The organism is Actinomadura chokoriensis (genome assembly GCF_039529475.1).
Classification (GTDB): Bacteria; Actinomycetota; Actinomycetes; order Streptosporangiales; family Streptosporangiaceae; genus Spirillospora; species Spirillospora bangladeshensis.
Genome location: NZ_BAAAMW010000004.1, coordinates 34,610 through 57,831 on the forward strand (window position 1 = coordinate 34,610; position 23,222 = coordinate 57,831).

Annotated in this window: 25 protein-coding genes; 14 read left to right on the forward strand and 11 right to left on the reverse strand. The window is 71.5% G+C overall.

The features are described 5' to 3' along the window. The first annotated feature begins 135 nt into the window (after window positions 1-135). The 11 genes from ABFX46_RS10705 to ABFX46_RS10755 all read left to right on the forward strand — a co-directional run bounded on the left by ABFX46_RS10705 (window position 136) and on the right by ABFX46_RS10755 (window position 7,762). Complete coding sequence (locus ABFX46_RS10705) at window positions 136-831, forward strand: hypothetical protein (RefSeq protein ID WP_346041508.1); 696 nt, start codon at window positions 136-138, stop codon at window positions 829-831. A 114-nt stretch (window positions 832-945) separates the two neighbouring features. After that, window positions 946-1,128: a hypothetical protein gene (locus tag ABFX46_RS10710; RefSeq protein ID WP_131941232.1), complete on the forward strand. Its 183-nt coding sequence runs from the start codon at window positions 946-948 to the stop codon at window positions 1,126-1,128. Window positions 1,129-1,242: 114 nt separating this feature from the next. Further along, the gene (locus tag ABFX46_RS10715; protein ID WP_346041510.1) at window positions 1,243-2,583 is read left to right on the forward strand and encodes an SPFH domain-containing protein; all 1,341 of its coding nucleotides are present in this window, start codon (window positions 1,243-1,245) and stop codon (window positions 2,581-2,583) included. An 88-nt stretch (window positions 2,584-2,671) separates the two neighbouring features. Then, on the forward strand, window positions 2,672-3,346 hold the full coding sequence (locus ABFX46_RS10720) for an NUDIX hydrolase (protein ID WP_163060021.1): 675 nt from the start codon (window positions 2,672-2,674) through the stop codon (window positions 3,344-3,346). Window positions 3,347-3,416: 70 nt separating this feature from the next. Continuing rightward, entirely contained in the window at window positions 3,417-3,692 is a 276-nt protein-coding gene (locus tag ABFX46_RS10725) for a DUF6401 family natural product biosynthesis protein (protein WP_346041513.1), read from the forward strand. 40 nt (window positions 3,693-3,732) lie between these two features. Continuing rightward, window positions 3,733-4,812 carry a histidinol-phosphate transaminase gene (gene hisC / locus ABFX46_RS10730; protein WP_346041515.1) on the forward strand — a complete coding sequence of 360 codons (1,080 nt, stop codon included), beginning with the start codon at window positions 3,733-3,735 and terminating at the stop codon, window positions 4,810-4,812. 86 nt (window positions 4,813-4,898) lie between these two features. Next, complete coding sequence (locus ABFX46_RS10735) at window positions 4,899-5,252, forward strand: hypothetical protein (protein WP_346041517.1); 354 nt, start codon at window positions 4,899-4,901, stop codon at window positions 5,250-5,252. Window positions 5,253-5,474: 222 nt separating this feature from the next. After that, window positions 5,475-6,065, forward strand: a complete 591-nt coding sequence (locus ABFX46_RS10740; RefSeq protein ID WP_346041518.1) for a sigma factor-like helix-turn-helix DNA-binding protein — start codon at window positions 5,475-5,477, stop codon at window positions 6,063-6,065. Continuing rightward, on the forward strand, window positions 6,032-6,478 hold the full coding sequence (locus ABFX46_RS10745) for a MarR family winged helix-turn-helix transcriptional regulator (protein WP_346041520.1): 447 nt from the start codon (window positions 6,032-6,034) through the stop codon (window positions 6,476-6,478). Before ABFX46_RS10740 ends, ABFX46_RS10745 begins: the two co-directional genes overlap by 34 nt. A gap of 170 nt (window positions 6,479-6,648) precedes the next feature. Further along, a complete protein-coding gene (locus tag ABFX46_RS10750; protein WP_346041522.1) occupies window positions 6,649-6,819 on the forward strand; it encodes a hypothetical protein in 171 nt (56 codons plus the stop codon). 94 nt (window positions 6,820-6,913) lie between these two features. Continuing rightward, a complete protein-coding gene (locus ABFX46_RS10755; protein WP_346041524.1) occupies window positions 6,914-7,762 on the forward strand; it encodes an LLM class flavin-dependent oxidoreductase in 849 nt (282 codons plus the stop codon). A 48-nt stretch (window positions 7,763-7,810) separates the two neighbouring features. On the opposite strand, the gene ABFX46_RS10760 is transcribed toward ABFX46_RS10755, so the two are convergent. Further along, window positions 7,811-9,073, reverse strand: coding sequence for a transcriptional regulator (locus ABFX46_RS10760; protein WP_428831244.1), 1,263 nt, complete (start codon window positions 9,071-9,073; stop codon window positions 7,811-7,813). A 791-nt stretch (window positions 9,074-9,864) separates the two neighbouring features. Further along, window positions 9,865-11,151, reverse strand: coding sequence for a UDP-N-acetylglucosamine 1-carboxyvinyltransferase (murA, locus tag ABFX46_RS10765; RefSeq protein ID WP_346042133.1), 1,287 nt, complete (start codon window positions 11,149-11,151; stop codon window positions 9,865-9,867). A gap of 276 nt (window positions 11,152-11,427) precedes the next feature. Here murA and ABFX46_RS10770 point away from each other — a divergent pair, with 276 nt between their 5' ends. Next, a complete protein-coding gene (locus ABFX46_RS10770) occupies window positions 11,428-12,471 on the forward strand; it encodes a suppressor of fused domain protein (RefSeq protein WP_346041528.1) in 1,044 nt (347 codons plus the stop codon). A gap of 47 nt (window positions 12,472-12,518) precedes the next feature. On the opposite strand, the gene ABFX46_RS10775 is transcribed toward ABFX46_RS10770, so the two are convergent. The 3 genes from ABFX46_RS10775 to purD form a co-directional block, all read right to left on the reverse strand. Then, window positions 12,519-13,301, reverse strand: coding sequence for an MOSC domain-containing protein (locus tag ABFX46_RS10775; RefSeq protein ID WP_346041530.1), 783 nt, complete (start codon window positions 13,299-13,301; stop codon window positions 12,519-12,521). 19 nt (window positions 13,302-13,320) lie between these two features. After that, a complete protein-coding gene (gene purB, locus ABFX46_RS10780; RefSeq protein ID WP_346041532.1) occupies window positions 13,321-14,631 on the reverse strand; it encodes an adenylosuccinate lyase in 1,311 nt (436 codons plus the stop codon). 63 nt (window positions 14,632-14,694) lie between these two features. Next, window positions 14,695-15,942, reverse strand: a complete 1,248-nt coding sequence (gene purD / locus ABFX46_RS10785) for a phosphoribosylamine--glycine ligase (RefSeq protein ID WP_346041534.1) — start codon at window positions 15,940-15,942, stop codon at window positions 14,695-14,697. Between the two features lie 368 nt (window positions 15,943-16,310). On the opposite strand from purD, the gene ABFX46_RS10790 reads away from it, so the two are divergent. Beyond that, window positions 16,311-17,396 (forward strand): magnesium and cobalt transport protein CorA, encoded by a 1,086-nt coding sequence (locus ABFX46_RS10790; protein WP_346041535.1) that lies wholly within the window; start codon window positions 16,311-16,313, stop codon window positions 17,394-17,396. Here ABFX46_RS10790 and ABFX46_RS10795 read toward each other — a convergent pair whose 3' ends face one another. The 3 genes from ABFX46_RS10795 to ABFX46_RS10805 all read right to left on the reverse strand — a co-directional run bounded on the left by ABFX46_RS10795 (window position 17,397) and on the right by ABFX46_RS10805 (window position 20,090). Next, window positions 17,397-18,206, reverse strand: coding sequence for a glycerophosphodiester phosphodiesterase family protein (locus ABFX46_RS10795; RefSeq protein ID WP_346041537.1), 810 nt, complete (start codon window positions 18,204-18,206; stop codon window positions 17,397-17,399). A 44-nt stretch (window positions 18,207-18,250) separates the two neighbouring features. Then, window positions 18,251-19,534 (reverse strand): adenylosuccinate synthase, encoded by a 1,284-nt coding sequence (locus ABFX46_RS10800; protein ID WP_346041539.1) that lies wholly within the window; start codon window positions 19,532-19,534, stop codon window positions 18,251-18,253. Window positions 19,535-19,667: 133 nt separating this feature from the next. Next, window positions 19,668-20,090 (reverse strand): DUF3151 domain-containing protein, encoded by a 423-nt coding sequence (locus ABFX46_RS10805; RefSeq protein WP_346041541.1) that lies wholly within the window; start codon window positions 20,088-20,090, stop codon window positions 19,668-19,670. Between the two features lie 188 nt (window positions 20,091-20,278). Here ABFX46_RS10805 and ABFX46_RS10810 point away from each other — a divergent pair, with 188 nt between their 5' ends. Beyond that, window positions 20,279-21,073 (forward strand): SAM-dependent methyltransferase, encoded by a 795-nt coding sequence (locus ABFX46_RS10810; protein ID WP_346041543.1) that lies wholly within the window; start codon window positions 20,279-20,281, stop codon window positions 21,071-21,073. A gap of 3 nt (window positions 21,074-21,076) precedes the next feature. Here the strand turns inward: ABFX46_RS10810 and ABFX46_RS10815 are convergent, their stop codons facing one another. The 3 genes from ABFX46_RS10815 to fbaA form a co-directional block, all read right to left on the reverse strand. After that, window positions 21,077-21,592 carry a GNAT family N-acetyltransferase gene (locus ABFX46_RS10815; RefSeq protein WP_346041545.1) on the reverse strand — a complete coding sequence of 172 codons (516 nt, stop codon included), beginning with the start codon at window positions 21,590-21,592 and terminating at the stop codon, window positions 21,077-21,079. A 58-nt stretch (window positions 21,593-21,650) separates the two neighbouring features. Continuing rightward, the gene (locus ABFX46_RS10820) at window positions 21,651-22,100 is read right to left on the reverse strand and encodes a winged helix-turn-helix transcriptional regulator (RefSeq protein WP_346041547.1); all 450 of its coding nucleotides are present in this window, start codon (window positions 22,098-22,100) and stop codon (window positions 21,651-21,653) included. A gap of 73 nt (window positions 22,101-22,173) precedes the next feature. Further along, a complete protein-coding gene (gene fbaA, locus ABFX46_RS10825; protein ID WP_346041549.1) occupies window positions 22,174-23,196 on the reverse strand; it encodes a class II fructose-bisphosphate aldolase in 1,023 nt (340 codons plus the stop codon). Between the last annotated feature and the right edge of the window lie 26 nt (window positions 23,197-23,222).

Here is a 23,222-nt window from a genome sequence, read left to right on the forward strand (position 1 = left end):
CTGGCGCTCCGCTCCGGCCGTCGCGTAAGGCGGCCCGGCCTCGCGGTCGATGGCGCCCGTTCCGGTTCGGCGGGTTGGGGGTGAGGGCGTGTCGTCGGGGGGTCGGGTGGGGGGTGGGGTCGTAGGGTCGCGGCCATGGCGTCCAGGTTCTTCCCGATCGTCCTGTTGGTGACGGCCGCCGCCGCCAGTGCGTGCGGCGGCGGCGGCGAGCGTGCGCGGGAGGTGCGCGGGACCGCCCGGGCGGAGGTGGCGGGCATCGGGTACACCTCCGACCAGCTCGCGCAGGCGCTGCTCACCGCGGCGCCCGGCTACCGGCGGGCCGGGGAGCCCGATTCGGGGGAGTACGGGTCGCTGAAGGCCATCCAGAACGCCGCCCGGCTGCAGCGCGAGGCGACCCTCGACAAGCCGCGCTGCGGGACGGACCGCCCGGGCGGCACCGTGGCCGGCGACGTCCCGGCGGCGCTCGTCTCGTTCACCGGCGGCGCCGGGCAGACCGCCACCGAGACGCTCATGGGGATGTCCGCCGCCGACGCCGAGAAGCAGGTCAACGCGCGCGTCCCGTCCGGCTGCCTGAGGTTCCGCACCAAGATCGGCTCGAACTGGGCGGAGCACCGCGTGGTGGAGGCGCCGAAGGGCGAGATCGGCGAGGGGTCCCGCACCGTCGGGGTGTCCACGACCAGCGGCGGCGCCCGGAGCCGCACCTGGTACGTCGTCTTCCGCGGCCGCCACTACCTCGCCACCGTCACCGTCTTCGGCCCGGCCGTCACCCGCGAGGACGCCGAGCACCTCGCCCGCGAGGCACGCGCGCAGGCGGAGCGCGTCCTGCCGTGAGTCACGCGGCTCGCGGACGGTCTCGGCCACCGGATACGGTTCGCCTTACACGGGACGTACGTCCCGGGCGCGTCGTTCCCAGCGGGGGTGTCCTTGATCGGTAAGGAGGGCCGGGTGACCGGCCGGATCGGGCCGGGGCTCGTCGGGGAGGTCATGATCCCCATCAGGGGCGGTGTCGAGGCGTTCTACGCGCACCCCGTGAACCCGCAGGACGAGATCGGCGTCGGCACGATCGTCGTGGTCGTCGAGCACCACCCGCCCCGGACGGTGTACGTGGCGCCGGCGCTGCCCCAGTAGGACTGGCACAAAGAGGCCATCTCGGAGGAGAACCGGACGGCCTTACCGTGCGTCTGAGGGGAAACGCGGGCGGGCCCGTGGGCCGACCGCACCAAAATGTGAAGAGGAGGCCGCATGCCCGTGCTCGCCGTGGCGATCGGCGTGGTCGTCGCCATCATCGTATTGATCATCTTGTTCAAGATGGTCTGGCGGGTCGCCGAGCCGAACGAGGCTCTGATCATCTCCGGGCTCGGCGCCAAGTCCAAGCCGATCGACGGCGTGGACAGCCTCGGATTCAAGATCGTGACCGGCAAGGGGACGTCCGTCCTGCCCGGTTTCCAGGTGTCGCGCCGGCTGCAGCTCGACAGCCGCGCCGCCAACCTCGAGGTGAACTGCGTGACGCAGCAGGGCATCCCGGTCAAGGTGCGCGGCGTCGTGATCTACAAGGTCGGGGACGACCTGGTCTCCATCGCCAACGCGGCGCGGCGGTTCCTGGAGCAGCAGTCGTCCATGGACAACACGATCCATGAGCTGTTCACCGGCCACCTGCGCTCCATCATCGGCAACCTCACCGTCGAGGACCTGATCCTCAACCGGGAGCGGCTGACGTCCGAGACGCGCAGCTCCGCGGCCGACGAGATGAGCAAGCTCGGCCTGGTCGTCGACTCCCTCCAGATCCAGGAGATCGACGACGAGACCGACTACATCGCCAACCTGGGCCGCCCGCACGCCGCGAAGGTCGCCGCCGCCGCCCGCATCGCCGAGGCCGAGCGCAACCAGGAGGCCACCGAGCGCGAGCAGGAGACCGAGCGGCAGAACGCCGCGGTCATCCGCGACACCGAGATGAAGAAGGCCGAGTACGAGGGCCAGGTGCAGCAGGCCGCGCAGCAGGCCCGGCAGGAGGTCATCCTCAAGGAGACCCGCAACGCCGAGCTGGAGGCCGAGCGCACCGAGAAGCGGCTGGAGAGCGAGATCCGCAAGCCCGCGGACGCGCGCGCGTACGAGCAGGTCAAGCTGGCCGAGGCCGAGCGCGAGGAGCGCATCGCCCAGGCCCAGGCCGCCGCGACGGAGATCCAGCTGAAGGCGGAGCGGCAGGCCGAGGCCACCCGGATCCTCGGTGAGGCCGACGCGGACGCGATCCGGCAGAAGGGCCTCGCGGAGGCCGAGGCGATCAAGGCCCGCGCGGAGGCGCTGGCCGAGAACACCGACGCCGTCATCGCGCAGCAGCTCGCCGAGCAGTGGCCGCAGATCGTCGAGGCCGGCGCGGGCGTGTTCGGCAACGTCGACAACATGGTCGTGCTCAACGGCGCCGAAGGCATCGAGGACATGCTCGCCAAGGCGCTCACGCTCGGCGGGACGGGCCTCGGCGTCGCCCGCCAGCTGCTCGCCAACCTGAACAACGCGCAGCCCGCCGCCAACGGCCACAACGGTGCGACGCCGGCCGTGCCCGCGGTGGAGATCCCCAAGGAGGACTGACGCCGCAACCCCGCCGCAACCCCAGAAGGCCCGGCCCCGCCGGGCCTTCTTGGCGTTAGGGGGCGGCCGGTCCCGCTAAGTTCGTTGCATGTCCGTGCCCCGGCTCGCCGTCTCCGTCGATCTCGTCGTGCTCACCGTGCGGGAGCAGCGCCTGTGCGCGCTGATGTGGCGGCGGGACCGGGCGCCCTACGACGGGGCGTGGTCGCTGCCGGGCGGGTTCATCCAGCTGGAGGAGGACCTGCCCGTCGCCGCGTCCCGGCTCATGGCGGAGCGGGCCGGGCTCGCGGACGTCCGGATCCACCTGGAGCAGCTCGCCACCTACGGCTACCCCGACCGCGACCCCCGGCAGCGGGTGGTGAGCGTCGCCTACCTGGGGCTGGCGCCCGATCTGCCCGCGTCCAGCCGCGCCCAGGTGCTGTGGACGGCGGTGGACGAGCTCGTCCACCACGACCGGGCCGCGTTCGACCACCGCCGGATCCTGCGGGACGGGATGGAGCGCGCGCGGGCGAAGCTGGAGTACACCTCGCTCGCCGCCGCGTTCTGCCCGCCCGAGTTCACCGTCGCTGAACTGCGCCGCGTCTACGAGATCGTGTGGGGCACCAGCCTGGACCCGCGGAACTTCCACCGGAAGGTCACCGGCGCCGACCGCTTCCTCATCCCCACCGACCGGACCACGACGCGCGACGGCGGCCGCCCCGCCCGCCTGTACCGGCGCGGCGACGCCGAGCAACTGCGCCCGCCCATGCTCCGCCCGCGCGTCTGACCCTGCCCGGCGGCCTTTGACCTGGGCCGACGTCGCGCGCATCGGGCGGCGGTTGCTATTTTCGGCCCCTATGGACGGTGACGAAGCGCTCGGCGTGCTCGTCCGGGACATCGGTGACGCCGGTGTCGCGGAGATGGCCGGGTCCCCGGGGCTCGCGGCGGCCGTCGACCAGCATGTGGCCGCGCTCCGCGACGAGCTCGGCGCCGCGGGCCAGGACGAGCTGATGGCCTACCTGCACGGGTTCGCCAAGGACGCCTTCGACCGGGGCTGGTGGCCGGACGACCCCCGCGACTGGGAGTTCGTCCGGATCGTGGCCGTTTGCTGGATGATGAGGGACGCTGCATAGGCTGAGGGGTGTTCACCCCCACGCGATCTGGAGGACAACGGTGTCCGAGGCAACCACTCCGCGCTTCCGCTCCGTCCTCGACCGGTTCGTGGCTTACAAGCCCGGCAAGGTCGTGGTGTCACCCGAGGGCCGCTCGTACAAGCTGTCGTCCAACGAGTCTCCGCACGGCCCGCTGCCGTCGGTCGTGGACGCGATCAGCGAGGCGGCCCGGAACATCAACCGCTACCCCGACAACAACGCGACGGCGCTGACCGAGGAGATCGCCCGCTTCTGCGGCGTCCCCGCCGACCACGTCGCGGTCGGCTGCGGCTCGGTCGGGATGACGCAGATGCTCCTGGAGGCGGTCGCCGAGCCGGGCGCCGAGGTCGTCTACGCGTGGCGGTCGTTCGAGGCGTACCCGCTCCTCGTGTCGCTGTCGGGCGCCACGGGCGTCCAGGTGGCGCTGAGGGACGAGACCCACGACCTGGAGGCGATGGCCGACGCGATCACCGAGAACACGCGGCTGGTCTTCGTCTGCAACCCGAACAACCCGACGGGCACGGTCGTCCGGCGCGCCGAACTGGAGGCGTTCCTCGACCGCGTCCCCGCCGACTGCCTGGTCGTCCTGGACGAGGCGTACCGCGAGTACATCCGCGACGACGAGGTCCCGGACGGCCTGACCCTGCGCGGCGACCGCCCGAACCTCGCCGTCCTCCGGACGTTCTCCAAGGCCTACGGCCTCGCCGGCCTCCGCATCGGCTACCTCGTCGCCCACCCGGAGGTGGCGGGCGCGATCCGCAAGACCTTCCTGCCGTTCAGCGTGAACTCGGTCGCCCAGGCCGCGGGCGTCGCGTCCCTGCAGGCGACCGACGAACTCCTGGAGCGCGTCGAGGGCACGGTGAAGGAGCGCGACCGCGTCCGGGACGCCCTCCTCGCCGACGGCTGGACGGTCCCGCCGACCGAGGCGAACTTCGTCTGGCTCCGCCTCGGCGACCGCACCATGGAGTTCTCCGCCGCCTGCGACGCGCAGGGCGTGAGCGTCCGCCCGTTCGACGGCGAGGGCGCCCGGGTCTCCATCGGCTCCCCGGAGGAGAACGACGCCTTCCTGGACGTCGCCAAGTCCTTCCCCCACCGCAACTAGGAACGACCGGCGGGCTCCCGCACCCGGCGCCGCGTCGCCGGGGCGGGGGTCGCGCCCCGACCCGGTCGAGCAGGCGTCCCGCCACCGTGGCCACGATCGTCACCGAGCCCGTCCAGGCGATCAGGTGCAGCCCGGCGGCGAGCGGCTCGTCACCCCGTCCCGTCTGGAAGTACTGCGCGGTGAAGAACAGCGAGGCGGACAGGAGCAGCCCGGCGGCGTTCCCGGCCGCGAAGCCGCGCAGGCGGAACAGTTCCGGCGGCACCATCGGGTGCGCGGCGGCCCGCTGCCAGACGACGAAGCCGGCGCCGCAGGCCGCGCCCGCGATGAGCGTCCCGGCCACCTCGGCGCTGCCCCACCCGGCGGCCTGCGAGCGGACCAGCCCCCACACCGGGCCGAGCGCGGCGCCGGTCGTCAGCAGGACGGCGAAGCTCAGGCTGTAGGCGTTCACCGTCCATTCGCGACCATCACCGAGCCCGCGGACGCGAGCCCCAGAACCCATTTCCTGTCCATGCCCGTACCGACCGGCGCCCCGGCGGAATCGGCCGGGCGGCACCCGGCGAATCCGGCCGCGGACCGGTGTCTGTACAAGCAAGGGAGGCGTATCGAATGACCATGGTCGAACAGCCGCGTGACGAGTTCGCGCGCCTGACCGAACCGTTCCGGTGCGAACTGCCATCGCCACCAACGCCTGCCTCAACGCGCTGCGGCACAGCAGCCCCGCCGTGCTGCCCGGCGGACTGGGCGGCCCGTCCACCGACCCGGCCGCGACCGGCCCCCGCGACACGGAGATCCCGTGGCTGGAGCCCATCCCCGACTCACAGGCCGGCCCGGCGGCCATCGTCGCCGGACGAACCGGCCTGCGCCTGGCCCTGATCGCGGCCCTGCAACACCTGCCCCCGCAGCAGCGGACCGTCCTGATCCTGCGCGACGTACTCTCGTGGCCCGCCGAGGAAGCGGCCGACGTCCTGGGCGTCACTCCGGCCGCCGTGCACAGCACACTCCAACGGGCCCGCGCCCGCCTGGACCGCCTGGAACCGGCGGCAGACGAGATCACCGAGCCCGCCGAGCGAATCAGGTGGCGGAAGCCGGCGAGGACTCGGGCCTTGCCCGACTGGCCCGCGCGCTGCGCGATTTCCAGCAGTTCGTTGTGCGAATTACCGAGTGTGATCAATGTTAGCCTGGCCATGTGGCTGAGCAGGGTGATGGGCGGATCGGGGTCGTGGCCGCGCTCGTGCGGTCCTCGTTCCTGGTGAATGCGGTATATGCGGAGTCGGGCCGGGAGTACGGGCTGACTCCGCAGCAGGGCCAGTTGCTCTGCGTGCTGATGTCGCGGTCGTACGGCATGGGCGAGTTGGGCGCGATGCTGCGGCTGGCCAAGTCGAGCCTCACCGGGCTGGTGGACCGCACCGAGCGGAACGGGCTGGTCAGGCGGGAGGCGGATCCGCGGGACACGCGGGCGGTGCGGGTCGCGCTGACCGAGCGGGGCGCGGAGTTGGCCGAGGAGTTCTACACCGAGACCTGCCGGCGGATCGACGGGTTGGCCGCGGGCCTCGGCCCGCAGGACCGCGAGATGCTCGCCCGACTGCTGGGGCGGGTCGTCCTCGACAATGAGGCCCCGCTGGTCTTCAAGGAACCGGACGTGGAGGCCGTCGACGGCCTGAGCTGATGCCTCTCCCGAGAACTCGGGGCTTGTTGTTCGTGATACGAACTGTTACGGTTCGTGCTACGAACTAAGGCTTCGTTCTGAGGAGCGCGCAATGATGGGCCGTACAGTCGCGGTCGTCGGCAGAGGCTACGGGGACGCCGCGGTCGCCAAGGCGCTGCGGTCCGAGGCCGATGTCGTCCTCATCGATCCCACGGACGACCACCAACAGCGGCTCGATCGACGGCTCGCTGCGCGCGCTCGGCATCGCGCTGGACGAAGGCATCCTGGCCCGGCTTGACGAGCTGTTCGCGGGGGTCGGGTTGACCAGGGGCAGGTCGGCGCCTGAGGCGTATGCGTGGTGAGTCCACTCAGTGCATGAAAGGCACGGCAATGACCGCACATGACGTTGTTTTCGGTTTCGGAGCACACAGCACCTTCGACGATCAGCCCGCGTTGATGCGCATGGTGGAGCGGGCCGACCGGGAGGGGCTGGATCTGTTCTCGCTGTCCGACCACCCCTACCTCGGTGAGCGGCTCGACGCCTACGCGTCCATCGGGTTCCTGCTCGGACGGACGGAGCGCATCGCGGGCTTCGCCAACGTGACCAACCTGCCGACACGGCCCGCGCCCATGCTCGCGCGGACGGTGACGTCGCTGGCGTCGCTGACCGGCGGCCGCGTCGTCGTCGGAATGGGCGCCGGCGGCCTGTGGGACCGCATCGCCGACATGGGGGTGCCGCGGCTGCCCCCCGCGGACGCCGTGGACGCCTTCGAGGAGGCGATCACGCTGGTCAAGAAGCTCTCCGGCGGCGGCCCGCCGGTCACCTTCGCGGGGCGCCACTACCGGGTGGACGGGATCGCGCCGGCCCCGGTGCCCGCGCCCCCCGTGTGGACCGGGTCCGTCGGGCCCAAGTCGCTGGCCGCGACGGGGCGGGAGGCCGACGGCTGGATTCCCGGGCACGCGGCGGACTGGCTCAGCGAGCGGTACCGGACGTCGCGGCCGGTCATCGACGAGGCGGCCGCAGCGGTGGGCCGCGACCCGCGCGACGTCCGGACGGTCTTCAACTTCCCCGGGCGCATCACCGACCGTCCGCTGCCCGCCACCCGGGACGGCGGCGGGCGCTGGGTCGGCGGCTCCGCCGGGCAGTGGGCCGAGGAGCTGACCGGTGCGGTGCTGGAGCACGGCGCGTCCGGCTTCATGCTCTTCTCGCCGTCCGGGGGGACGCCGGACGAGACGGCCCTCGGACGCTGGGCGGGGGAGGTCGTTCCGGCGGTGCGGGAGGCGATCGCGAAGGAGAGGGGCTGAGGGGGCGGCGTCCCGAGCGCTGATGGAGTGCCCCGTCAGCCCTCAGGGTCAGCTCGTCTTGGTGGGGCCGAGCTTTTCGATGATCAGGCGGTAGAGCTGGCGGGGGCGGCCCGGCTGGGGGGTGCGGTTCGGGGGGAGCGGCCAGGCCAGGCCCTCCTCGACGAGGGTGCGCAGGAGGCGGCGGGCCGTGCGGGGCGTGACGCCGAGCATCTTGCCGGCGTTCTCCGCGTCCACGATGAGGGGCTGTTCCTGGTCGCCGAGCTTGTCGGCCAGGCGGGCCAGGATCTCCAGGCCCTTGGGCTTGGCCTGGGGTTGGGTGCGCGGGGGTGTGCGCGGGGCCGGCACAAGGGCGCGGCCGTCGCGGTCGAGGGCGAAGCCCTGGGCGCGTTGGGAGCTCTGGGAGCGGGCCAGCGCGGCCCGGGCGTGGTTCTCGGCCTCGTGGGCGGTGCGGCCCATGCCGATGCCGACTTCTATGGCCAGGCCCAGTTCCTCGCGGACGCGTTCCACGAAGGGCGGGGTGCGGAAGCCCTCCGTGGACGTCGTCACCGAGCCGCGTGTCGCGATGACCAGGTAGCTGTGGTCGTCCAGGGGCCAGACGGAGGCGTTCATGCGGTGCGCCTCTTGCAGCAGGACCCGGTGCAGCGCGAGTTTCAGCTCGTCCCGCCAGTAGCGGGGGGTGACGCGGCGAGGCGTCTCGCGGAGGGTGGGGACGTCCACCAGGACGACGACCAGTTGGGATTCCTCTAGCCGGTGGTGGGCGCCGAGCAGGGCCGCCGTCTGCAGGGAGCTGCGGATCGCGGCGCCGGTCGGACGCACGCGGATCGTGGGTACGCCCGCCATCTCCATGCGTTCGGCCGTGGCGTGCACGCACGTCATCGCGACGGTCGTCGCGCCCCGGCGCCAGAGGCGCTCGTGGAACGCGGCCAGGGTGCCGGGGCCCGCGGCCTCCTCGCGGAGGTGCACCTGCTCGGTGCCGAGGCTGATCTCGGAGTACGCCTCCTCGACCTCGGCGCGGCCCAGCACGTCGATGCTGACCCGGGACGGGTCGAAGCGCTCGTCGAGGGACGCCCGCAGAAGGGCGCCCTGGAGGGCGGCGCCGTTCAGCGGCACATAGGTCGCGGGCATGGTGAGCACCCCGGCCTTGCGCGCGAAGTCGTACGGGACGGGGCTCGCGAACAGGCACACGTCGACGCCCGAGCCGAGGCGGACGACCTTGTCGGCCGCCTCCTGCTCGTCCCGGTACGCGGCGGCCACCAGCCGGCTCGGTACCGGGGTCGGGCCGTGGCCCATCAGCATGACCCGTTCCACCAGGTCGTGTGGGCCCACGACGCCGATCGTGAGATCGGGCGTGACCGAACCCGTTCGTGCCGCCGTCATCGATGCTCGCTCGCTTCCGGTCCGTCCTCTCGGCGGGGGCACCGCCCCGGCCACCTGTTCGCGCACGTCTCGCCCAACGGTTGACTCATGGCTCGCCAGCCCTGCCTTCTGACCCCAGCACCGCCGTTTCGCGATCCGAGCCCCTCTGGCAGATCGGGTCAGGACGACCGGATGTGACGCCCAGAAGCGAAATCGAATCAAGAGTGCGGCGAAAAAGTAACCTACGCGACCCCCTGGTCAGTAATTTGTCACCAATCGGGCAGCCTCGATCCAGCATCTTCGGATGTCCGAAGTTGAAAGGCAAGACCCTAAAACACCGCTAGGGGCCCCTCCTGACGCTCTCGCGCATAGGAAGGACCCCTGGGGCACCGGTTTGGTTTACCTACGGGCCGAAATCCGGACGTGTCGCTGCCGGCCGCGCCGGAAAGACGAACGATCCGTCCGAGGAGGCCGGATGATCACTTCCGGTGATTATTTTCCGCGTTACGGGCCGTCCGAACCGGAGCGTTCCATGGGGATTCTTCCCTGGTCAGCGGTCCGGTTCGGCGGCCCGTGGGGACGGATGCCATGACCGTGCGTAGCGGGTGGGCAACGCTTCGGTTCCGTGATTTCGCGACGCGGCGTTACACGCCCCGTCAGGTGCGAACCCGGAGTTGGTCAGGAGGGGGCCACATTCGGCCGTTCGCGGCGGCGGCCCCGCCCGTCCGGCCCCAGCCCGTCCGGCCCTAGTCGGCTTCGCGGACGATCTCGGCGCCCAGCTGCGACAGCCGCTCGGCGGTGTGCGCGTGCCCGCGGTCGAGGTAGTAGGCCGAGGTGATCGTCGTCTCGCCCTCGGCGGCGAGGCCCGCGAGGACGAGCGCGCTGCCGCAGCGCAGGTCGTGCGCCTCCACCTCGGCGCCGCGCAGCGCGCGCGGGCCGTTCACCTTCGCGCGGTTGCCGTCCACCTCGATGTCGGCGCCCATCTTCGCCAGCTCGCCGGCCAGCTTGAACCGGCCGTCGAAGATCCGCTCGTAGATGTAGGACTGGCCCTCGGCGAGGCAGGACAGCGCCATGATCGGCGACTGCAGGTCGGTGGCGAAGCCCGGGTACTCGTCGGTGATGACGTTGATCGGGCGGAGCGTCCGGTCGCGGCGGACCTGCAGCACGGCGCCCTGCTGGTGGAACTCCAGGCCCATCTGCTCCAGCTTGTCGGCGGCGACGCCGAGGTGCTCCAGCGAGGCGCCGACGAGGCTGAGGTCGCCGCCGGTGATCGCGGCGGCCATCACGAACACGCCGGCGTCGATCCGGTCGGGCATCACGGTGTGCTCGACGGCGGTCAGCTCCTCCACGCCCTCGACCGTGACGAACCCGGTGCCGCCGCCGCTGATCTTGGCGCCCATCGCCTGCAGGATCGCGATGTTGTCCAGCACCTCCGGCTCCAGCGCCGCGTTCTTGATCAGCGTGGTGCCGCGGGCCAGCGCGGCCGCCATGATCAGGTTCTCGGTGCCGGTGTGCGAGGGGGTGTCGCAGTAGAGGGTCCCGCCGCGCAGGTCGCCCGCCTTGATGTGGATGATGCCGTCGCCGTTGTCGGCCACGTGCTCGGTGACCGTGGCGCCCATCCGCTTGAAGCCGTTGTAGTGGAAGTCGAGGTTGCGGCTGCCGAGGTTGCAGCCGCCGACGCCCTCGATGACGGCCTCGCCGAGCCGGTGCAGCAGCGCGGGGACGAACAGGAACGAGCCGCGGAACCGGGACGCGATGTCGGCGGGCAGCACGGGGCTGCTCAGCGAGGACGCGTCGATCACCAGGGTGCGCTCGGTCTCGTGCAACTCGGCCTTGGCCCCGATGGCCCGCGCGAGCTCCACCGCGCGCCGCACGTCCTCGATGATCGGGACGTTGCGCAGGACGGTGCGCCCCTTGGCGGCCATCAGCGAGGCACCGATCATCGGCAGGACGGCGTTCTTCGCCCCCTGGATGAACACCGTGCCGTGCAGCTGCCTGCCGCCGCGCACGCGGTAACGAACCTCGTGGCCCATGCTCATGCCGCCTAACTCCTTCTCGGGTGCGGGTAGGTGCCTGCCATCAAGTGGGAGCACGAGGGCCGAGCGCGCCGAACGGTGTCCCCCCTCTGCGCCAACGCGACCCCAGTAAACCACCGGACCGGACATGTGCCGTCCGACCCGCGCCACCCTGGCGCCAGTCTGCTAGGTGAGACCTCCGCGACACGCCAAAAGTTCGCACTCCCCCAGGAAATTTCCCAAGGTGAGCCTAGGGGCGGCGCATCACCGCAGGGGCCACTATCGTGATCACGCATGGACGAATCGCCCGGCTGGGACGCCATCGACGCCGCCCTCCGCCCGCTCTACGGCGACACCAAGCCGTTCCACCTCGGCACGATCCACAAGTGGGCGCTGGGAGGTCCCGACCCCCTCGACGGGATCAGCGTCTACGCCCGGACGGAACCCGTCCCGCACTGGCATTTCATCTCCTACGGCATGACGGAGCTGTTCGAGAAGGAGTCGGAGAACCCGGACGAGTCGGGCTGGGGCTTCGAGTTCACCTTCCGGCTCGTCCGCGACCCGGCCGAGGAGCAGCCGCCGATGTGGGCGGCCGGCCTCCTGCAGAACCTCGGCCGGTACGTGTACACGTCCGGCAACTGGTTCGAGGTCGGTCACCACATGGACATCAACGGGCCGATCGCCGCCGGCCGCGAGGACTCGGAGATCCGCGCGGTGACGTTCGTCCAGGACCCGGAGCTGGGGGAGATCTCCACCCCGAACGGCGCGGTCGTGTTCCTCCAGGTCGTCGGGCTCGCGATGGAGGAGTACGAGGCGCTGCGCCGATGGAGCGCCGACGGGCTGGCGGCGGCGCTCGCCCCGCACCTGCCGCTCTTCGTCACCGACCTCGACCGCCGGTCGCTGCTCGCCGACCCCGAGATCGCCCGCGCCGTCGAGGAGGGCATCGCGCGGGACGGCTCCAGCGGCGGCGTGCTGTTCGTGACGACGGCGCACTGGGAGCGGGGCGGCGACGCCACGACGCTGCGGCTGGGGGCGCTCCAGGCCCCGGCGATCGCCGACTCGCTGCGCGGCCGCCTCCCGTTCGGGCGCGAACTGGTCCTGCGGACCGAGGACACGGCGCTCGCGTTCCTGCCCGCCGACGCGTTCGCGGTCGAGGAGCCGGCCGAGGGCGTGCTGGAGGTGCACGTGCCGCCGGCCGCGCTGGACGACCTCACGGCCGTCCTGCCGCCCACGGCGGGACGCAGGCCCGTCGCGTCCCTCCCGGGGCTCACCGTCGAGATCGTGCCGACCGCCATGAAGGACCGTTTCGGCAAGGAGACCGGCGAGATCGTCGGCTGAACGGTGCGCGTCCCGGCCGACTCCTCAGCGGGCTCTCTGAGCGGCTCTCAGCGGGCTTCGAGGATCTCGATCTCGTCGCCGATCGTGAGGGTGCCCAGCGCGCGCGGGACGGCGTTGTAGCCGAACTGGATGCCGCGGTCGCGGGTGCGGTAGGTGGCGAGCGTCCGGAGCGGCTCACGCCCGCGCTCGGCGGTCTCCTGGTCGGTGGTCGTGATGAGGCACCGCGCGCACGGCTTCACCATCTCGATGACGGCGTCGCCCACGCGCAGCAGGCGCACGTCGTCCTCGCCGTAGGGGCCGAGGCCCTCGAAGACGAGGCTCGGACGGAAGCGGTTCATCGGGAGGGGCTCGTCCAGGCGCGCGTTGAGGTCGGCCAGGGACTCGGCGGAGATGACCAGCAGCGGGTACCCGTCCGCGAACATCACCTCGCCCCCGCCCCGGGACGTCGCCCGGTGACCGGTGAAGCGGACGAGCCGGCAGTCGTCGCCGAGCAGCTCGGAGAACCAGGCGGCGGCCTCCTCGCCCTGGTCGATGCCCTGGCATTCCTTCCGCTGGATGAACACGTCCAGGACCTCACCGTCGTCCACGGCCTTGTGGACGAGCGGCGCGGCACCGGGCGCGTGCACCGTGAGGACCTCGCCGTCGTAGGACGGGCGCAGCAGCGCCATCCGCGCGAACTCCCGCTGCGACAGGAAGCGGCCGCCGGGCCCGATCAGCATGAACTCGCGGTCGAACGGCAGCCCGCGCGGCGTCAGCGCGGCGCTGCGCAGCGCGGTCCCGCCGCCGCTCTTGAGCGGGTAGGCGTTCAGCTCGGTCAGGGTCCCGTGCAAGGCCCCACTCCTCGGTCTCTCAGCTGAGCGCGGCGAGCCGGTCGAACACCGGACCCAGCCGCTCGACGAAGCGTTCCGGACGGCAGACCTCGTCCAGGCGCTTCTCGTCCAAGGCCAGCCCCGCTTCGGCGGCGTGCTCGCGCAGCGTCTCGCGGAACGGCGTGCCCGTCTCCCAGGTCTCCATCGCGGCCTTCTGGACGAGCGGGTACGCCTCGTCGTCGCGCGACATGCCCGCCTCGACCAGCTCCAGCAGCACGGTCGAGGTGTAGATCAGGCCGCCGGTCGACTCCAGGTTCTCCTTCATGCGCGCCTCGTCCACGACGAGGCCGGACATGAGGCGGTTCGTGAGGTTCAGCATGTAGTCGAGCGCGATGGACGCGTCCGGCAGCGCGATCCGCTCGGTGGACGAGTGCGAGATGTCGCGCTCGTGCCACAGCGGGACGCCCTCCAGCACGGGGACGATCTGCGCCCGCACGATCCGCGCCATCCCGGCGAGCCGCTCGGAGATGATCGGGTTCTTCTTGTGCGGCATCGCCGACGAGCCCTTCTGGCCCTTCCCGAACGGCTCCCACAGCTCGCGGACCTCGGTGCGCTGCCCGTGCCGCACCTCCAGCGCGACCGCCTCGCACACCGTCGCCATGATCGCCAGCGCGGACACCCACTCGCTGATTCCGTCCCGCATGACGACCTGCGTCGACACGTCCGCCGGCTTCAGGCCCAGCTTGCGCGCGACGTGCAGCTCGATCGCGGGGTCGATGTTGGAGTACGTCCCGACGGCGCCGGAGATCGCCATCACGCCGACGGCCTCGCGCGCCCGGCGCAGCCGGTCCCGCGAGCGGGCCATCGCGAACGCGAAGTCGGCGACGCGGTGCCCCCACACGTCCGGCTCGCCGTGGATGCCGTGCGTCCGCCCGACCCGCAGCGTGCCCCTGTGGGCCAGCGCGTGGTCGCGCAGCGTCGCGACGAGCGCGTCGGCCTTCTCCAGCAGGATGTCGGTCGCCTCGACGAGCTGGAGCGCGAGCGCGGTGTCCAGCAGGTCGGACGACGTCATCCCGAAGTGCACGTACCGGGCCGCCTCGCGCGGCTCGGTGTTGTCGGCCCACGCCGACAGGAAGGCGATCACGTCGTGCTGCGTGACCGCCTCGATCTCGTGCACCGCCTCCGGCGTCGGCGGCGGCGCCTTGCGCACCGGCTCCACCACCTCCGGCGGGATCGTGCCGGCCTCGGCGTGGGCCTCGACGACGAGGACCTCCACCTGGCACCACAGCTCGTATTTGTGCGCGTCGCTCCAGACGCGCCCCATCTCCGGAAGTGTGTACCGCTCGATCACCCGCCCATTGTCCCAGGTCTCGCGGCCACTCCGCCCGCCCGGGGCGCGCGGTGCTCCGGACGGTCAGGCCCGGGCGGCCTTCAGGGCGATGTCGGTGCGGTGGTGGGAGGCGCGGAGAGTGATCTTGGAGATGGCCTCGTACGCCGCCGTGCGAGCGGTGTGGAGGTCGGGGCCCGTGCCGACGACGTTCAGCACGCGGCCGCCGTTGGCGATGAGGCTGCCCTCGGCGCCCAGCTTCGTGCCCGCGTGGAGGACGTAGGCGCCGTCCACCTTGGACGCCTCCTCCAGACCGGTGATCTCGTCGCCCTTCACCGGCGCGGCCGGGTAGCCCTCGGCGGCCAGGACGACCGTCACGGCCGCACCCGGATGCCATTCGGGGCGGAACTCGGGGTCGAGGGCGCCGATCGCGCACGCTTGCAGCAGCTTGGCGAGCGGGGTCGCCAGGCGGTCGAGGACGACCTGGGTCTCCGGGTCGCCGAACCGCGCGTTGAACTCGACCACGCGAACGCCCTTGGACGTCAGCGCCAGACCCGCGTACAGGGTGCCCACGTAGGGGATCTCGCGGCGGCGGAGTTCGTCCACGGCCGGCTGGACGACCGTGGACATGACCTCGTCCACGAGGCCGGGGGAGATCCAGGGCAGCGGCGCGTAGGCGCCCATTCCGCCCGTGTTGGGTCCGGCGTCGTCGTCGTGGGCGCGCTTGAAGTCCTGGGCCGGGAGGAGCGGGACGGCGCTCTGGCCGTCGCACAGGGCGAACAGGGAGACCTCGGGGCCGTCCAGGTACTCCTCGATCACGACGCGGTCGCAGGCGGCGGCGTGCTGCGAGGCGATGGTGCGGTCCCCGGTGACGATGACGCCCTTGCCGGCGGCGAGGCCGTCGTCCTTCACGACGTAGGGCGGGCCGAAGGCGTCGAGCGCCTCCTCGACCTGCGCGGTCGTGTCGCAGACCCGGGCGTCGGCGGTCGGGACGCCGGCCGCCGCCATGATCTCTTTCGCGAACGCCTTGGACGCCTCGATGCGGGCGGCGGCGCGGTCCGGGCCGAAGCACGGGATGCCGGCCGTGCGCAGCGCGTCGCCGACGCCCGCGACCAGCACGGCCTCCGGGCCGATGACGACGAGGTCGGCGCGCAGCCGCCCGGCCAGCTCCGTCACCGCCGTCGGGTCGCACGGGTCGAGCTGGTGGTTGGCCGCGATCTCGGCCGTGCCCGGGTTGCCCGGGGCGCAGTGGAGGGCGGTGACGGCAGGGTCGCGGTGCAGGGCGCGGGCGAGCGCGTGCTCGCGGCCACCCGATCCAAGGACGAGTACTCGCACGTGACGCGAGCTTACAGATCGCCGTGCGGGGAATGACGCTCGCGGGCGCCGCCGTTACGGGGGATGAGGCGAGTGAGGCGGCCGTCACAGCGGGACGGGTGAACCTCGCCGTTATGGGCGGCGTCCTAAATGTCGGCTGGTAAGCTGCAGCGGGCTTGACCGCCCGGTGTCGAGGTGCGTGAAAGGAGGTGGTCGGGATGAGTCCTGGTGATCCTTGCAGTTCGCCGGAGAACCCTCACAGTCCGCACAGGACTGCCCTTCCGTCCGCCTCCATCTGGCATCCGGCCGCCGTGCTCGCGCGCTCCCTTCGCTGACCAGCCTGGGTTGAGCGCGCGCTACGTGCGTGGCCGGCGGGTTAGGAGCACCTCATGGCCATGACACGAGTCCGCCCGGGCCGCGCGCTGTTCAAGACGCGCGGCCGCCCCAACGGCGTGCAGGCTCCGAACCGCGATTCCGCCGTCATCGACTGGGCCGCCTACATCGACGGCCACCGCGTCTGCACCGACACCGTCGCCGACGCCGTCCGGCTCATCCGCGACGGCCGCCTCGTCGCCGACGGCGACAGCGCCGGGTTCGTATGGGTCGGCCTCCACGAGCCGTCCGCCACCGAGCTCGCCGACATCGCCGAGGTCTTCGGCCTGCACCCGCTCGCCGTCGAGGACGCGATCCACGCCCACCAGCGGCCGAAGCTGGAGCGCTACGACGACGTCCACTTCGTCGTGATGAAGACCGTCGGCTACGTGCCGAGCGAGCCGGGCGGCGCGGAGGTCGTCGTCACCGGCGAGATCATGCTGTTCTGCGGGCCCGACTTCGTCGTCACCGTCCGGCACGGCTCGCACGGCGAACTCGGCGTCGTCCGCCGCGACCTGGAGCGTGACCCGGCCCGCCTCGCCCTCGGCCCGGCCGCCGTCCTGCACGCCGTCGCCGACCGCGTCGTGGACGGCTACGTCGGCGTCGCCAACGCCGTCATGGAGGACATCGACGAGGTCGAAGAGGCCGTCTTCTCCCCCGAGCGCACCGACGAGTCCCGCCGCATCTACCGCCTCAAGCGCGAGGTCATCCAGCTCAAGCGCGCCGTCGGCCCGCTCGCCGGCCCGCTGCGCAACCTGTCCGGCCGCCGCTTCGTCCCGGCCGAGATCAAGGAGTACCTGCGCGACGTCGAGGACCACCTCACCCGCGTCCGCGAGCAGGTCGAGTCCTACGACGAGCTCCTCAACCCGATCCTCCAGGCGCACATGACCCAGGTCACCGTCGCCGACAACAAGGACATGCGCAAGATCTCCGCCTGGGGCGCCATCTTCATGGTCCCCACCGCGATAGCGGGGGTCTACGGCATGAACTTCAAGAACATGCCCGAAACCCAGTGGCAGTTCGGCTACCCGATGATCCTCTGCATCATCGCCGGCGCCTGCTTCTCCCTCTACCGGGGCTTCCGCCGCAACGGCTGGCTGTAGTCAGACCGTCGCGGCCAGGAGGTCCTGGAGGCGGTCGGGGTAGTCGGTGACGATCGCGTCCACGCCGTACTTGACGAAGCGGGTCATGTCCTCGGGGTCGTTGACCGTCCAGACGATGACGGGAAGGGCGAAGGTGTGGGCCTCGTCCACCAGTTCTGGGGTGGTGATGGCGTGCTCGGGGGAGATGGCCGTCGCACCGATCGCCACTGCGGCGGCGACCGGGTCGTCCGGAGACAGGCCCGCGAGCCAAGGGGAGTTCGGGACGAGGGTCTTGCGCTCGACGAGGGCCACGCGGCCGAGGTCCGGGTAGTGGCGCTGGGCTTCAGCGAGGATGCGCCAGTCGAAGGCCAGTAGACGGGCCCTGTGGGTGACGCCGTATGTCTTCAGGACGTCCACCACGGCGGCGGTGAAGAGGGCCACCTCCTCATCCGTCCACGTGGGGTCGGTCTTGAGTTCAACGGAGAGGGCCACGCCGGCTGGAGCCACGAGGGCGCATGCCTCGGCCAGGGTGGGGATGCCCGTGCCGCCCGCGTCGATCGTGCGGAGCTGCGCGAGGGTCAGCTCGCGGATCGGCTTGCCCACGTAGGGGAAGTCGGGGTCGTCGGGCTGGGCGGGGCCGGTGTCCGCGAGGTTCCTCGCTGAGAGGACCTGGTCGTGGTTCAGGACGACAGTGCCGTCCGCCGACAGGCCCACGTCCAGCTCGACGGCGTCCACGCCCAGATCGAGCGCGTGGACGAAGCCGGGAAGGGTGTTCTCCGGACGGAGGCCGCGCGCGCCCCGGTGCCCGTGCACCTCGACGATAGGAATCACCGCACGCACGCTACCGTCCGTGACCGAACGTGCGGTGAACAATGTTAGACAAGTGAGCGGAGTGAGAGGGTCTGGTCGCGGCCGGGGCCGACACCGATGGCGGAGATCTGGGCGCCGGACATCTCCTCCAGGGCCCGGACGTACGCCTGCGCGTTGGCCGGGAGGTCCTCGAACTTCTTGGCGCCGGTGATGTCCTCGCGCCAGCCGTCCAGGTACTCCAGGATCGGCTTGGCGTGGTGGAACTCGGTCTGGGTGGTGGGGAGCTCGTCCACGCGCTCGCCGTCGACGTCGTAGGCGACGCACACCGGGACCCGCTCCAGGCCGGACAGGACGTCCAGCTTCGTCAGGAAGTAGTCGGTGATGCCGTTGACGCGGGTCGCGTAGCGGGCGATGACGGCGTCGAACCAGCCGCAGCGGCGGTCGCGGCCCGTCGTGACGCCGTACTCGCCGCCGGTCTTGCGCAGGTACTCGCCCTGCTCGTCCAGCAGCTCGGTCGGGAACGGGCCCGAGCCGACGCGGGTCGTGTACGCCTTCAGGATGCCGATCACGCGGGTGATCTTCGTGGGGCCGACGCCGGAGCCCGAGCACGCGCCGCCGGCGGTCGGGCTGGACGACGTCACGAACGGGTAGGTGCCGTGGTCGATGTCCAGCAGGGTGCCCTGGGCGCCCTCCAGCAGGACGACCTTGCCGTCGTCCAGCGCCTTGTTGAGGACGAGGGTCGTGTCGGCCACGAACGGCTTCAGGCGCTCGCCGTAGGCCAGGTACTCCTGGACGATCGGGCCCGTCTCGATGCGGCGCCGGTTGTAGACCTTGGTGAGCACCTGGTTCTTCTCCCGGAGGGAGAGGTCCAGCTTCTGCGTGAGGATGTTCGGGTCGAACAGGTCCTGGACGCGGATGCCCATCCGGTTGATCTTGTCGGCGTAGGTGGGGCCGATGCCGCGGCCGGTGGTGCCGATCCGGGCCTTGCCGAGGTACCGCTCGGTGACCTTGTCGAGGGCGCGGTGGTGGGGCATGATCAGGTGCGCGTTCGCCGAGATCAGCAGCCGCTCGCAGGAGATCCCGCGGTCCCGCAGCCCGTCGATCTCCTGCAGCAGGACGGCCGGGTCGATCACCACGCCGTTGCCGATCACCGGGACGACGTCGGGCGACAGCACCCCGGACGGCAGCAGGTGCAGCGCGTAGCTCTTGTCGCCGATGACCACCGTGTGGCCGGCGTTGTTGCCGCCCTGGTAGCGGACGACGTAGTCGACGTCCCCGCCGAGCAGGTCTGTTGCCTTGCCCTTGCCCTCATCTCCCCACTGGGCACCGACAAGAACGATGGCGGGCATGCCACTTTCCCTTCCCACGACGAAGGCCCCGGTCGCCGCAAGCGTCGAAGGGGCCTCTTGCGATCGAAGCCTACCTGCCCCCGCGCGGCAAGGAAACCGGAGCCCGCTGCTCAGCGGGCCCGCGGGCCGTCGGTCAGGAGCCGTTGAGGGTGTCGGCGGCGGTGGCGCTGCTGTCGCGCAGGAACGCCTTGCAGCGCTCGGCCTCGTCCTCCTCGCCGATGGCGGCGGCGGCGCGGCCCAGGGCGTGCAGGGCGCGCAGGAAGCCCCGGTTGGCCTCGTGCTCCCACGGGACGGGCCCGTGCCCCTTCCACCCGGCCCGCCGCAGCTGGTCGAGGCCGCGGTGGTAGCCGGTGCGGGCGAACGCGTAGGAGTCGATGACGGAGCCGTTGGCGAAGGCACGGTCGGCCAGCTCGGCCCACGCGCCCGGGTAGTCCGGATGGCGCGCGGCGACTTCGAACGGGTCGACGCCGTTCTCCAGGGCCGTCCGGGCTTCGGTGTTGTCCGGCAGTTCGGTCGGAGGAGGCCCGCCGAGCAGGTTCTGGGTCATGCGGGCCATCGTAAGCAGCACCGATGTGCGGCCGACAACCCGGGGCGCGGCCCCAACGGCCCCTGCGCGGGCGCTCCCCGGGGAAGGGCCCGCCCGCGCGGCGCCGAGTGCTACGCGCGGGATCCGAACAGGGAGGCGACCAGGTCCGTCAGCCTCGGTGCCGCCGAGCCGGCCGTTCGTGCGATTACCATCGTTCGATGCTCAAGCCGGAGGGTATCGACACGTCCGTCCCGAGCCCGGCGCGCGTCTACGACGTCATGCTCGGCGGCAAGGACAACTACGAGGTGGACCGGAAGGCCGCCGAGGGTCTCCTGAAGATCATGCCCAGCGCGCGGCTGGTCGCACGCCAGAACCGCGCGTTCCTCGGCCGGGCCGTGCGGTACTTGGCCGGTGAGGCGGGCATCCGCCAGTTCCTGGACATCGGGACGGGCCTGCCGACGCAGGAGAACGTCCACAACGTGGCTCAGCAGGTCGCTCCCGCCTCGCGGGTCGTCTACACGGACAACGACCCTCTGGTGCTCGCGCACGCGCGTGCGCTGCTTACCAGCACACCTGAGGGCGCCACCGATTACGTGGACGCCGACCTTCGCGAGCCGGACGCGATCCTGGAGCATGCCGCGCGCACGCTGGACTTCGACAAGCCCGTGGCCCTGCTCTTGGTGGCGGTCCTTCACTTCGTGCCGGACGGGGACGACGTGCACGGCATCGTCGCGAGACTGGTCGAACGGCTTGCACCGGGTTCGTACCTCGTGATATCCCACGGCACCCCCGAAGCCGACCCGGAGGGCGTGACGGGCCTCGCCGACGAGTTCACCAGGCAGGCCCCCACCACCCAGATGGCCTTCCGGGCCCCTGCCGACATCGAACGCTTCTTCACGGGCTTCGAGCCGATCGACCCCGGTCTGGGTTACATCACGGCCTGGCGTCCAGAGGGGCCGGTCGTCCCGCCCGAGCAGGTCGGGCTCTACGGCGGCGTGGCGCGCAAGCCGTAAGGGTCACGGCCGGCCGGCGGCGAGCGGCAGGGTGAAGTGGGCCGCGCCGCCGTCCAGGGTCGAGCGGGCGGACGGCCAGCCGTGCCGGACGAACTGGAGCCCTCCCCGGTTGGTGAGGATGACGTCGGCGTCGAACTCGGTGACGCCGCGCCGCGCGGCCAGCTCGGAGAGGTAGCCGACCAGGGCGCTGCCGAGGCCCCGGTGCTGCCAGGGGTCGGCGACGAGGACGGCGAGGTCGGCCCGCCAGGGCCGCGCGCGGTCGCGGATGTACTCGGCGATGCCGACGATCTCGTCCCCGTCCAGGCCGACCAGGGCCTCGCGGTCCCAGTGGTCGAGGCCCTCCAGCAGGCCGACGTAGTGGTCGGGGATGCGGGGCGTCCCGGAGAAGAAGCGCGTGTAGAGGCTGGCGGCCGACAGCCGGTCCGACATCCGGCGGACGCGCGGCCCGTCGGCGATCCCGTACGGCCGGATCCGCAGCTCGTCGACGTGCGCGGCACCGGGCACAGTCAGTTGCTTCATGCAACTCATTGGACCGCAGAAAGGTGCATGAAGCAACCCAGTAGGGGTCGAGGGTGGGTCAGGCGGACGGGCCGGGGCGGGGGGCCACGTCGGACGGGCCGAGGTGCGCGCCGCAGGAATCGCAGGTGAACTCGGGGGTCAGCGTGCCGTCGCAGCCGCGGTGGCCGATGATCAGCGGCGGCCCCTCGGGGGCGTAGTGGCGGTCGCCCCACATCAGCAGGGTCATGACCGCCGGCCACAGCTCGACGCCCTTGCGGGTGAGCCGGTACTCGAAGCGCTCCGGGCGCCGCTGGTACGGGACGCGGCGCATGATGCCCTCGTCGCACAGCCGGTTCAGCCGGTCGGTGAGGACGTTGCGGGCCACGCCGAGGACGTCCTGGAAGTCGTCGAAGCGCCGCACGCCCTGGAAGGCGCTGCGGATCACCAGCATCGTCCACCGGTCGCCGACGACCTCGAGGGAACGGGCGACCGAGCAGTTCTGTGACTCGTACGTGCGGGGTAGTGCCACAGGCCCGACACTACCCGAGTTTCATGAAACAACGGCCCCGGGGAACGTCCCCCGGGGCCGTCGTCGCGATGTGCTACTTGAGCTTCTTGCCGGCGGACTGGAGGTTCTCGGCGGCCTCGACGATGCGGGCGGCCATGGCGGCCTCGGCGGCCTTGCCCCACGAGCGCGGGTCGTACTGCTTCTTGTTGCCGACCTCGCCGTCGACCTTCAGCACGCCGTCGTAGTTGCGGAACATGTGCTCCGCGACCGGGCGGGTGAACGCGTACTGGGTGTCGGTGTCGATGTTCATCTTGACGACGCCGTAGGAGACGGCCTCGCGGATCTCCTCCAGCGAGGAGCCGGAGCCGCCGTGGAACACCAGGTCGAACGGCTTCTCCTTGCCGTACTTGGCGCCGACCGCGTCCTGGATGTCCTTGAGCACCTCGGGACGCAGCTTGACCGAGCCCGGCTTGTAGACGCCGTGCACGTTGCCGAACGTCGCGGCGAGGATGTAGCGGCCCTTCTCGCCCACGCCGACGGCCTCGGCGGTCGCGAGCGCGTCGCCCGGCGTCGTGTACAGCTTCTCGTTGATCTCGTTGGCGACGCCGTCCTCCTCGCCGCCGACGACGCCGATCTCCATCTCCATGATGATCCGCGCCTTGGCGCACTGGTCGAGCAGCTCGGCGGCGATGTCGAGGTTCTCGTGGAGCTCGACGGCGGACCCGTCCCACATGTGCGACTGGAACAGCGGCTCCTCGCCGCGCGCCACCCGCTCCTGGGAGATCTTGATCAGCGGACGCATGAAGCCGTCCAGCTTGTCCTTCGGGCAGTGGTCGGTGTGCAGGGCGATGTTGACCGGGTACTTGGCGGCCACGACCCGGGCGTACTCGGCCAGCGCGGTCGCGCCGACGACCATGTCCTTCACCGTGGAGCCGGACAGGTACTCGGCTCCGCCGGTGGACACCTGCACGATCCCGTCGCTCTCGGCCTCGGCGAAGCCGCGCAGCGCGGCGTTCAGCGTCTGGCTGGACGTCACGTTGATCGCGGGGAAGGCGAAGCCGTCCTGCTTCGCACGGTCGAGCATCTCCGCGTAGACCTCGGGCGTTGCGATGGGCATTGTCAGCGTCCTTTCATACGCAGCGG